Source organism: Streptomyces sp. ActVer, from assembly GCF_027270795.1.
GTDB lineage: Bacteria > Actinomycetota > Actinomycetes > Streptomycetales > Streptomycetaceae > Streptomyces > Streptomyces umbrinus_A.
This window is the reverse complement of record NZ_JAPWHT010000361.1, coordinates 1-10,733: the sequence shown is the minus strand read 5'-3', so window position 1 is coordinate 10,733 and position 10,733 is coordinate 1. Positions and strand designations below refer to the sequence as shown.

At 70.3% G+C, this 10,733-nt stretch carries 9 protein-coding genes, 1 pseudogene and 1 riboswitch; of the genes and pseudogenes, 6 read left to right on the top strand and 4 right to left on the bottom strand.

The genetic code is table 11. From position 1 onward, the window contains the following. Nucleotides 1–294 precede the first annotated feature (294 nt). The 6 genes from O3Q52_RS39390 to O3Q52_RS39365 all read left to right on the top strand — a co-directional run bounded on the left by O3Q52_RS39390 (nt 295) and on the right by O3Q52_RS39365 (nt 7,102). Nucleotides 295–1,131 carry a hypothetical protein gene (locus O3Q52_RS39390; RefSeq protein WP_269653372.1) on the top strand — a complete coding sequence of 279 codons (837 nt, stop codon included), beginning with the start codon at nt 295–297 and terminating at the stop codon, nt 1,129–1,131. A 51-nt stretch (nt 1,132–1,182) separates the two neighbouring features. Further along, entirely contained in the window at nt 1,183–2,289 is a 1,107-nt protein-coding gene (rlmN, locus tag O3Q52_RS39385; protein WP_269653371.1) for a 23S rRNA (adenine(2503)-C(2))-methyltransferase RlmN, read from the top strand. Nucleotides 2,290–2,313: 24 nt separating this feature from the next. After that, nucleotides 2,314–2,419, top strand: a riboswitch (TPP riboswitch). A 79-nt stretch (nt 2,420–2,498) separates the two neighbouring features. Beyond that, on the top strand, nt 2,499–3,587 hold the full coding sequence (locus O3Q52_RS39380; RefSeq protein ID WP_269653370.1) for a thiamine ABC transporter substrate binding subunit: 1,089 nt from the start codon (nt 2,499–2,501) through the stop codon (nt 3,585–3,587). Continuing rightward, entirely contained in the window at nt 3,563–5,254 is a 1,692-nt protein-coding gene (locus tag O3Q52_RS39375; RefSeq protein WP_269653369.1) for an iron ABC transporter permease, read from the top strand. Before O3Q52_RS39380 ends, O3Q52_RS39375 begins: the two co-directional genes overlap by 25 nt. Before the next feature lie 2 nt (nt 5,255–5,256). After that, nucleotides 5,257–6,300 (top strand): ABC transporter ATP-binding protein, encoded by a 1,044-nt coding sequence (locus O3Q52_RS39370; protein ID WP_269653368.1) that lies wholly within the window; start codon nt 5,257–5,259, stop codon nt 6,298–6,300. 10 nt (nt 6,301–6,310) lie between these two features. Next, nucleotides 6,311–7,102 (top strand): maleylpyruvate isomerase family mycothiol-dependent enzyme, encoded by a 792-nt coding sequence (locus O3Q52_RS39365; RefSeq protein ID WP_269653367.1) that lies wholly within the window; start codon nt 6,311–6,313, stop codon nt 7,100–7,102. Between the two features lie 235 nt (nt 7,103–7,337). Here O3Q52_RS39365 and O3Q52_RS39360 read toward each other — a convergent pair whose 3' ends face one another. From O3Q52_RS39360 to O3Q52_RS39345, 4 genes and pseudogenes are all read right to left on the bottom strand, one after another. Then, a complete protein-coding gene (locus O3Q52_RS39360; protein ID WP_269653366.1) occupies nt 7,338–7,988 on the bottom strand; it encodes an LAETG motif-containing sortase-dependent surface protein in 651 nt (216 codons plus the stop codon). 165 nt (nt 7,989–8,153) lie between these two features. Then, nucleotides 8,154–9,287, bottom strand: coding sequence for an LOG family protein (locus O3Q52_RS39355; protein ID WP_269653365.1), 1,134 nt, complete (start codon nt 9,285–9,287; stop codon nt 8,154–8,156). A gap of 24 nt (nt 9,288–9,311) precedes the next feature. Next, nucleotides 9,312–9,719: a VOC family protein gene (locus tag O3Q52_RS39350; protein WP_269653364.1), complete on the bottom strand. Its 408-nt coding sequence runs from the start codon at nt 9,717–9,719 to the stop codon at nt 9,312–9,314. Between the two features lie 132 nt (nt 9,720–9,851). After that, nucleotides 9,852–10,733, bottom strand: a pseudogene (locus O3Q52_RS39345) (hypothetical protein); the annotation flags it as partial.

Here is a 10,733-nt window from a genome sequence, read left to right as displayed (position 1 = left end):
AGGCGTCGTTCGTGGGGGTCGGCGCGGGGGTGGGCGTGACGGAGGCGGCGGCGCTGGTGTCGTCGGTGCGGCGCAGCCGCCGGACCAGCCGATCGCGGTCGCTGCGCCGATGATCCGGGCGAGACACATATTCGTACACGAGTTCGATTGTAGGTCCAGGTGTGACCGTTGGGACAGTGCCCGACGTCCTGCGGCATCGGACTCGGGCCCGTCGGCAGCCCACGGCCGCCCGCCTGCCCGAGAACGTGGCCTGCGGGATGGGTAGGTTTGTCGCACCGCTTAAGGAGATGTGCGATGCCGGACCGCCGTAGGGCTCTGTACATGACCGATCTCGCCTATCAGGCGCGGGGGCGGCGCTACTGCGACGAGGACATCTTCCTGACCTCCCGACTCCGTGACGACTTCGACGTCGCCCTGTGTCACCCGCTGGACGCCGCCGCGCTGATGGACGCCTTCGATGTGGTCGTGGTCCGCAACAGCGGGCCGGTGCTGCACTACCAGAAGGAGTACGACGCCTTCCGGGAGCGGGCCGCGGCCGCCGGTACCCGGGTCTACAACCCGCTGTCCGGCCGCGGCGACATGGCCGGCAAGCAGTACCTACTGGATCTGACCGCCGCCGGACACCCGGTCATCCCCACCGTCGACCGGCCCGAGGACCTGCACCTGCTGCCCGAGGCCGGCCAGTACGCGGTCAAGCCGAAGGTGGGCGCGGACTCCATAGGCCTGGCCTTCGTGCCCCGCGAGCAGCTCGACGGCCTCGCCTACGGTGACATCCTGGTCCAGCCGCGCATCGACTTCCGCTACGAAGTGTCCTTCTACTACGTCGACGACACCTTCCAGTACGCCCTTCACGCCCCCGATCCCGAACGCCGCTGGGTCCTCGATCCCTACGAGCCCACCGACGCCGACTTGGCCTTCGCCCGGCGTTTCATCGACTGGAACACCCTCGACCACGGCATCCAGCGCGTGGACGCCTGCCGCACGCAGGAAGGCGCGCTGCTCCTCGTCGAGCTGGAGGACCTCAACCCGTACCTGTCCCTGGAACAGGTCTCCGACCGGACCCGTGACTCGTTCGTGGCGAGCATGACGGAATCGGTCCACCGGTTCCTGGATGCCCAGTCCCGCAGCTGAGACTGCCGGGGGCACAAGTCACACGAATCGATCTGCGACACTGGTACGGCCATGCCTAAGCCCGGAGAACTCACTTTCGTTGCCCCCCGCGGAGCCAAGAAGCCGCCGCGGCACCTTGCTGATCTCACGCCTGCCGAGCGTAAAGAGGCGGTTGCCGCGATCGGTGAGAAGCCGTTTCGTGCCAAGCAGCTGTCGCAGCACTACTTCGCGCGGTACGCGCACGACCCGGAGCAGTGGACCGACATCCCCGCGGGATCGCGCGCCAAGCTGCAGGAGGCGCTGCTGCCCGAGCTGATGACGGTCGTGCGGCATCTCTCCACCGATGAGAACACCACCCGCAAGACCCTCTGGCGGCTCTTCGACGGCACGCTCGTCGAGTCCGTGCTGATGCGGTACCCGGACCGGGTCACCATGTGCATCAGCTCGCAGGCGGGCTGCGGGATGAACTGCCCGTTCTGTGCGACCGGGCAGGCCGGTCTCGACCGGAATCTGTCCAGCGCCGAGATCGTGCACCAGATCGTGGACGGGATGCGGGCGCTGCGCGACGGGGAGATTCCCGGTGGGCCGGCCCGGCTCAGCAACATCGTCTTCATGGGCATGGGCGAGCCGCTGGCCAACTACAAGCGGGTCGTCCAGTCCATCCGGGCCCTCACCGACCCCGAGCCGGACGGGCTCGGGCTGTCGCAGCGGGGGATCACCGTCTCCACGGTGGGTCTCGTCCCCGCCATCAACCGGTTCGCCGACGAGGGCTTCAAGTGCCGCCTCGCCATCTCGCTGCACGCACCGGACGACGAGCTGCGTGACACGCTCGTGCCCGTGAACACGCGGTGGAAGGTACGGGAAGTGCTGGACGCCGGGTGGGAGTACGCGGCGAAGTCGGGGCGTCGGCTCTCCATCGAGTACGCGCTCATCCGGGACATCAACGACCAGGCGTGGCGCGGTGACCGGCTCGGGCGGCTGCTCAAGGGCAAGCCGGTGCATGTGAACCTGATTCCGCTGAACCCGACACCCGGCTCCAAGTGGACCGCCTCGCGGCCCGAGGACGAGAAGGCGTTCGTCGAGGCGATCGCCGCCCATGGTGTGCCGGTCACCGTCCGGGACACCCGTGGCCAGGAGATCGACGGGGCCTGCGGGCAGCTCGCGGCCACCGAGCGGTAGTCTGGCGGACGTACGTACATCTTCATATTCCGACAGGGGAGCGCCACAGCGCTGAGAGTGCGGGACAGCCCGCAGACCCTCTGAACCTTGCCCAGGTCATTCTGGGTAGGAAGTTCGGTCACTACTCAAGCTGTTGCGCCCTGCCCGGGATCCGACCGAGGTCCCGGGCAGGGCCGCGTCTCTTCCTGGTCACCCCCAGGAGGAATTCAGTGAGCACCACCACCAGGAAGTTCACGGCCGTGGTCGCGGTCACCGGGCTCGGCCTCGCCGCGCTCGCCGCGTGCGGTTCGTCCGACTCGGGCGACGAGGGCTCCGGGTCCAAGACCGTCACCCTCGTCAGCCATGACTCCTTCGCCTACACCAAGGCCGTACTGAAGGAGTTCGAGAAGGCGTCCGGCTACAAGGTCAAGGTCCTCAAGGACGGCGACGCCGGTACGGCCGTCAACAAGGCCATCCTCACCAAGGACAACCCGCAGGGCGACGTCTTCTTCGGCGTCGACAACACGCTGCTGTCGCGGGCGCTCGACAACGGGCTGTTCCAGTCGTACCAGGCCAAGGGCTCGGACCTGATCCTGCCGCAGTACCGGGTCGACCAGGACAGGCACCGCGTCACGCCCATCGACTCGGGTGACATCTGCGTCAACTACGACAAGGCGTATTTCGACAAGCGGAAGCTGGCTCCGCCGACGTCCTTCGACGATCTGATCAAGTCCGAGTACAAGAACCTGCTGGTCACCGAGAACGCCTCCACGTCCTCGCCCGGCCTCGGCTTCCTGCTCGGGACGGCCGCGAAGTACGGCGACGACGGCTGGCAGGACTACTGGAAGAAGCTCAAGGCCAACGGCGTGAAGGTGGTCGACGGCTGGGAGCAGGCCTACAACGTGGAGTTCTCCGGGTCCGCCGGCGGCAAGGAGGCCAAGGGCGACCGGCCGCTCGTCGTCTCGTACGCCTCGTCGCCGCCCGCCGAGGTCATCTACGCCGACCCGAAGCCGAAGACCGCGCCGACCGGGGTCGCGGACGGCACCTGCTTCCGCCAGGTCGAGTACGCGGGCCTGCTGAGCAACGCGAAGAACAGCAAGGGCGGCAAGGCGCTCATCGACTTCCTGATCAGCAAGCAGTTCCAGGACGACATGCCGCTCAACATGTTCGTGTACCCGGTCCGTGAGGCCGCCCAGGTGCCCCCGGAGTTCGTGAAGTTCGGCCCGCAGGCCGAGAACCCCGAGACCCTCGACCCCGCCAAGATCGCCGACAACCGTGACGAGTGGGTCAAGTCATGGACCTCGCTCGTACTGAAGTAGAGCCCCGCGCCGAGGCGAAGCCGCGCACGCGCCCGCGTACGGGGGGCGCGGCGCGGCTCGCTCTCATGGCTGTGCCCGTCGCGTTCTTCGGGCTCTTCTTCGCCTACCCGGTCGCGGCGATCACGGCACGCGGGCTCAGGATCGACGGGGTCTGGCGGTTCGGGCGGATCGGCGATGTGCTCGCGCAGTCCGACATCCGGCACGTCCTGTGGTTCACGACCTGGCAGGCACTCGCCTCGACCGCGCTCACGCTGCTGATCGCGCTCCCCGGCGCGTATGTGTTCGCGCGCTTCGATTTCAGGGGCAAGCAGGTCCTGCGGGCCGTAGTCACCGTGCCGTTCGTGCTGCCGACCGTGGTCGTCGGCACGGCGTTCCTGGCGCTGCTCGGCCGCGGCGGGCTCCTGGACGAGCTGTGGGGCGTACGGCTCGACACGACCGTGTGGGCGATCCTGCTCGCGCACGTCTTCTTCAACTACGCGGTCGTCGTCCGCACGGTCGGCGGCCTCTGGTCGCAGCTCGATCCGCGCCAGGAGGAGGCCGCACGGGTGCTCGGCGCCTCACGGTTCGCCGCCTGGCGCCGGGTGACGCTTCCGGCGCTCGGGCCCGCCGTCGCGGCCGCCGCGCTCATGGTCTTCCTCTTCACCTTCACCTCGTTCGGCGTGGTGCAGATCCTCGGCGGGCCCACCTTCTCGACGCTCGAAGTCGAGATCTACCGGCAGACCTCGGAGATCTTCGACCTCTCGACGGCCGCCGTCCTGACGCTCGTCCAGTTCGTGGCGGTCGGCGCGATCCTCGCCGTCCACGCGTGGACGGTACGGCGGCGGGAGACGGCTCTGCGGCTGGTCGACGCGTCCGTGACGGCGCGACGGCCGCGCGGCGCCGGGCAGTGGGCACTGCTCGCCGGCGTCCTCGCCACCATCGCCGTCCTGCTGGTGCTGCCGCTCGCCGTGCTGGTCGAGCGATCCCTCGGCGCCCCCGGATTCGGCTATTACAGGGCGCTGACCAGCGACGAGGGCGGCATCTTCCTCGTCCCGCCGATCGAGGCCGTCGGCAACTCGCTGCAGTACGCCCTCGCCGCCACCGCCATCGCCCTGCTGATCGGCGGACTCGCGGCCGCCGCCCTCACCCGCCGGGACGCCGGCCGTCTCGTACGGGGCTTCGACGCCCTGCTGATGCTGCCGCTCGGCGTCTCCGCCGTGACCGTCGGGTTCGGCTTCCTCATCGCGCTCGACGAGCCGCCGCTGGACCTCCGGAGCACCTGGATCCTCGTGCCGCTCGCGCAGGCGCTGGTGGGCGTCCCCTTCGTCGTACGGACCATGCTGCCCGTGCTGCGGGCGGTGGACGGACGCCTGCGCGAGGCGGCGGCGGTGCTCGGGGCCTCGCCGTGGCGGGTGTGGCGCGAGGTCGATCTGCCGATGGTCCGGCGGGCGCTGCTGATCGCGGCCGGGTTCGCCTTCGCCGTGTCGCTGGGTGAGTTCGGCGCGACCGTCTTCATCGCGCGGCCCGACAACCCCACGCTGCCGGTCGCCGTGGCACGGCTGCTCGGGCGGGCCGGAGAGCTCAACTACGGGCAGGCCATGGCACTTTCGACGATCTTGATGATGGTGTGCGCGGTGGCACTGCTCGTTCTCGAACGCCTTCGCACCGACCGGACCGGGGAGTTCTGACCATGCCCGACGCAAAGCTCGAACTCGTTGGCGCGACCGTACGGTTCGGTGGGCGGGCCGTGCTCGACTCCGTCGGGCTCGATGTCGCCGAGCACGAGATCGTGAGCGTGCTCGGGCCCAGCGGCAGCGGCAAGTCGACCCTGCTGCGGGCCGTCGCGGGGCTCCAGCCCCTGGACGAGGGACGGGTGTTCCTGGACGGCCGCGACCTCCACGGTGTGCCCGCGCACAAGCGGGGTGTCGGCCTGATGTTCCAGGACCACCAGCTGTTCCCGCAGCGCGACGTGGGCGGCAACGTGGCCTTCGGACTGCGGATGCACGGCGAGTCGAAGGACCAACAGGCCGTACGTGTGCGGGAGTTGCTGGATCTGGTGGGGCTGCCCGGCGCCCGTGGGCGGGCCGTCGCCTCCCTCTCCGGCGGTGAACAGCAGCGCGTCGCGCTCGCCCGGGCCCTCGCGCCCCGCCCCCGGCTGCTCATGCTCGACGAACCCCTCGGCCAGCTGGACCGCTCGCTGCGGGAGCGGCTGGTGGTCGAACTCCGCGAGCTGTTCGGCGAGTTGGGCACGACCGTGCTCGCGGTCACCCACGACCAGGGGGAGGCGTTCGCGCTCGCCGACCGGGTCGTCGTGATGCGGGACGGCCGGATCGCCCAGTCCGGTACGCCACTTGAGGTCTGGCAGCGCCCGGCCGACGCCTTCGTGGCCCGCTTCCTCGGCTTCGAGAACGTGACCGGGGCGACCGTCAGCGGGGAGGCCGCGGACACGCCGTGGGGCAAGCTGCCGGTGCCCTCGGACGCGCTGCAGGGCGAGGTCGACCTGCTCGTCAGGCCCGCCGGTGTACGCCTCGTACCGGCGGCCGAGGGGCTGCGCTGCACGGTGGCCGCGCGGACGTTCCGGGGCACCCATGTCGCCGTACGCCTGCAGCCTGAGGGCGCGCCGTGGCTGGAGGCGGCGTGTGCGCTGCGGGACGCGCCGGAGACGGGGGACGAGGTCGGGGTGGCGTTCGACGCGGCGGAAATTGTCGTACTCGGGGGACCCCGGGGAGCCTAGGGTGCGGGCCATGACGCTACTTGGGCACGACCGCTACTGCGGCGAAATCGTCGGGCAGACCGCGCTGTTGAGGTCGCATCTCGCCGGGGCCGATCTCGGTGCGACCGTACCGACCTGTCCTGACTGGACGCTGCGGCAGCTCGCTGTGCATGTGGGCGAGGCGCATCGCTGGTCCGAGCACATCGTGCGGACGCGGGCGACGAAGAACGTGCCGGTCGAGGACGTGGCCGATGCCGGAGGGCCGGAGGGCGACGACCCCGCCGCCCTGGACGCCTGGCTCGCGGAGGGCGCCGAGAAGGCCGCCGAGACCTTTCGCATCGCCGGGGCCGACACCGCAGCCTGGTCCTGGGCCTGGGAGCACACGGCCGGGTTCTGGGCGCGGCGCATGACCCACGAGACGGTGGTCCACCGGGCCGATGCGGCGATCGCCGCGGGGGTGACGTACGAGGTGGCGCCGGAGTTCGCCGCCGACGCGATCGACGAGTGGCTGCAGATCGTGCGGTTCGCGCAGGAGAAGTACCCCAACGATGCCGCGCGGGAGCTGCGCGGGGTGGGGCGCAGCATCCATCTCCACGCCACCGATGCGGAGCCCGGTCTGGATGCCGAGTGGCTCATCGAGTTCGAGGACGAGGGGATCGACTGGCGGCGTGGGCACGAGAAGGCGAACGTTGCGTTGCGGGGGCCGCTCACCGAGGTGATGCTCGCCTTCTATCGCCGAATGGCGCCGGATGGTGGGGAGTTGGAGGTTCTGGGGGAGCGGGAGTTGCTGGACTTCTGGCTGGAGCGGGCCACGTTCGACTAGCGCCGGCAGGTTGATGAGTCTGCGGGACGGTGGGGGCTTGTCGCGCAGTTCCCCGCGCCCCTAAAGATTGCGCAGTTCCCCGCGCCCCTGAAAGCCGGTGGTCGAGGCCGGTTTGCCAGGTGCCGGCCGGTCTGGGTTGCTCGCGCCGTTCCCCGTGCCCCGAAAGGGCGGTGGCCCGCCCCCCTCGTAAGGGGGGCGGGCCACGCCTGGTGGAACTGGGTCAATCGGGTGGTGCTCAGTGGTTGTTCGAGGTGCCGCGGCGGCGGAGGGCGAACATGACGCCGGCGCCGGCCGCCACGAGCGCGGCCGCTATTCCGGCGATGGCACCGGTGTTGGAGCTGGAGCCGGTCTCGGCGAGGTTCGAGTCGCCGCCCGCGGGAGACGGGATGCTGCCGCCGGCCGGGGTGCTCTCCGACTCCGAGGGCTCCGAGGGCGCCGGGGACTCGGGCTTCGCGGTGACCGGCGAGGAGGGCTCGTCGGACGGGGACGGGGTGGCCGAAGGCGTCGACGGCTCCTCGGACTTGCAGGCCTCGGACGGGGTGACGAGGTTCGGCTTGATGTCCTCGTCGACCTGCTTGCCGGCCTTGACGTGGATCCGGTACTCCGCGTTCGGCTTCCAGTCCTCCGAGAAGTCGATGGTCACGCCCTCGCGGGAGCCCTTGACCTCCTGGGTGCCGACGAGCTTCTCGTCCGCGCCGTTGGACTCGAGGAAGACCGTGACCGTGGCTGCGGCGCCGGTCGGGTCCTTGTCGGTGACGCTGATGACACCCTTGGCGCCGTCGCACTTGGCGACGGCCGAGAACTCACTGATGTTGCAGGCGAGCGCGTTGCCGGCGAGGCCGAGCGTGAGCGCGGCCGAGGCGGAGGCAACTCCGAGAATGCGCACGGAACGTGCGGTACGGCGAGATATGGACACGATTGCCCTTCACGGGATGCACAAACGAGGGGGGTGGGGGATTGGCTGCGAAGAAACAGCAATCCCAGACGCCTCACAGGTTTATTGGCCCACGTCTCGGGTTGTCAATCCGTCTGTCCGTCTTGACCCCCGGCTTTAGCTTTCATTTACATGCGCCAACCGGATGAGCGCCTCCGGTGCCTCCTCGATCCGGTCGACCAGCGCGATCCGGGACTCCATCGAGCGGTCACGGGCGAGCGCCTGGAGCAGGGGCCAGGTGGGCAGTCGCTCCGTCCAGTGCGCGCGGTTCACCAGCACCATCGGGGTGGGTTCGCCGCGGGACTCGTAGTAGTTGGGGGTCGCGTTGTCGAAGATCTCCTGGACCGTGCCGGCGGCGCCGGGCAGGAACACCACACCCGCGTTCGAACGGGCCAGCAGGCCGTCCTCGCGAGTGGCGTTGGCGAAGTACTTGGCGATGTGCGAGGCGAAGGCGTTAGGCGGCTCGTGCCCGTAGAACCAAGTGGGGATGCCGACAGAGGTGTTGCCCTTCGGCCAGCGCGTACGCACCTCGAAGGCGGCGCGCGCCCAGTCGGTCACCGACGGCACGAACGACGGTGACTTCGCGAGGAGTTCGCACGCCTCGTGAAGCATCGTGTCGTCGTACGGGGCCGCGTACGCGCCGAGGTTCGCCGCCTCCATCGCACCGGGGCCGCCGCCCGTGGCCACCGTGAACCCGGCGCGCGCGAGCGCACGGCCGAGCCGGACCGCGCCGGTGTAGGCCTCCGTGCCGCGCCCGAGTGCGTGGCCGCCCATCACGCCCACCACCCGCGTGCCGCGCAGGAGTTCGTCGAGGGCGTCGGAGATCGCGTCGTCGTGGACGGAGCGCAGCATCGACGCGTAGATGTCGCCGTCGGCCTTCGTCTGCTGGAACCAGGCGTACGCGAGGGCGTCCGGCGTCTCCTCGTACCCCTTGTCGAGCGAGGCGAACAGCTCGTCGGGACGGTAGAGATGACCGCGGTACGGGTCGAAGGGCAGGCCGGGGAGCGGCGGGAAGACCAGGGCGCCGTCGGCACGGACCTTCGCCGCGGCGTTCTCCCGCATCGGGCAGCCGAGGAAGACGGCGCCGGTGGCGTCGCTCGCCAGCAAATCCCTTGTACGGTCCGTCAGATCGACGCACTGGACACGGAAGCCGGCGAGGGTGCCGCGGGACGAGACGACTGCGTCGAACTCCTCCAGCGTCTCGATCTCACGGTCGTTGTGGTGGGCCGCATGGGCGGGGCTCGTCTGCACCCGCCCATGCTAAGCACGGCCGGTTCAGCCCTGAATGGCCGCCGGGTCCATCCACATGATCTCCCAGGTGTGGCCGTCCGGGTCGTCGAAGGCGCGGCCGTACATCTGGCCGTAGTCCTGGGTCTCGCCGCTCGCCGAACCGCCCGACGCGATCGCCTTGTCGACGAGCTCGTCCACCTTCTCGCGGCTCTCGGCGCTCAGACACAGCAGCACCTCGCTGGTCTTCGTCGAGTCCGCGATCTCCTTCTTCGTGAAGTCCGCGTAGCGCTGCTTGTTCAGCAGCATCGCGACGATCGTGTCGCTGATCACGACGGACGCGCAGTTCTCGTCCGAGAACTGCGGGTTGATCGTGTAGCCGAGCTCCGTGAAGAACTTCTTGGAGGCGTCGACGTCGTTCACAGCCAGGTTCACGAAGATCATCTGCTGGTACATGTCCGGTCTCTCCCGTCGCGTTATGTGCTGTTCGGAGGGGTAGACCGGGGGGCCGTCGAAAAGTCATCGGCGTCCCGCGAACTTTTTCGGGCGAGTTCTTCGGGCGAGCCGCGAGCCGCCGGTCGCGAGCCGTCAGCGGGTCAGTGGCAGTGCGGCCAGCTCCGCGACCGCCCAGGTCAGCGGTCCGAAGACGGCGAGCAGGGCACCCGTGCGGAGGGCTGCGGCGCTGCGCAGCGCCGTGGCGGGCGCCCCGAGCCGCAGCAGGGCGGCCGTGGTGTCGGCGCGCGCGTTCCTCGCCTCCACCGCGGCGGTCAGGAGCGTCGCGACGGCGCATCCCGCGACGAGCAGCGCGCCCAGGGTGGTGAGCGGCCCCACGGCGGGGCGCGCGCGGCCATAGAGCGCGGCCATGGCGTACGCCCCCGACGCCACGGCGCACACCACGCCGAGCGGGCGTCCGATGCGGGCCGCCTCCTCCATGGGCACGCGTCCGGCGAGCAGCCGCAGCGCGCCCGGCCGCACCGCCTGGAGCAGCCTGCCGCAGAGGTGCGTGATCGCGGGCCCTGCCAGCGCGAGACCGAACGCGGTGAGCGCCCAGCCGACCAGCACACCGAGGGGCCCGACGTTGAAGCCGCCCGGCAGCTCGGGTCCCGCGAGGGCCGGGGACGTACGGCCGGCGTACGTCTCCACCGCGAGCCCGGCCGCGAGCACCGCGGCGCCCCAGGGGAGGCCGGAGGGGGTGGGGAGGGGGGCCGGGGGGTGTTGGGGGTCCAGCGGGTCCAGGGGGTGACTGGTGCGACCGGGACGGCCGGTGAGATCGGGGCTGGTGTTGCTGCCGTGGCTGCCGCGGCTGTCGGGATGTTGCGAGGCGGTGCGGTGGTCGGCTGCGTCGTGGCCGCCGCGACTGTCGTGGCCGTTGTGCGAGGGTGCGTCGGTGGTGGCGTCGGTGGCGGAGAACTGCTCGCCGCCGGGGCGGGCCTCGACCCTCGCGCGGGCACGCGCGCCGGGGCGGCGGGG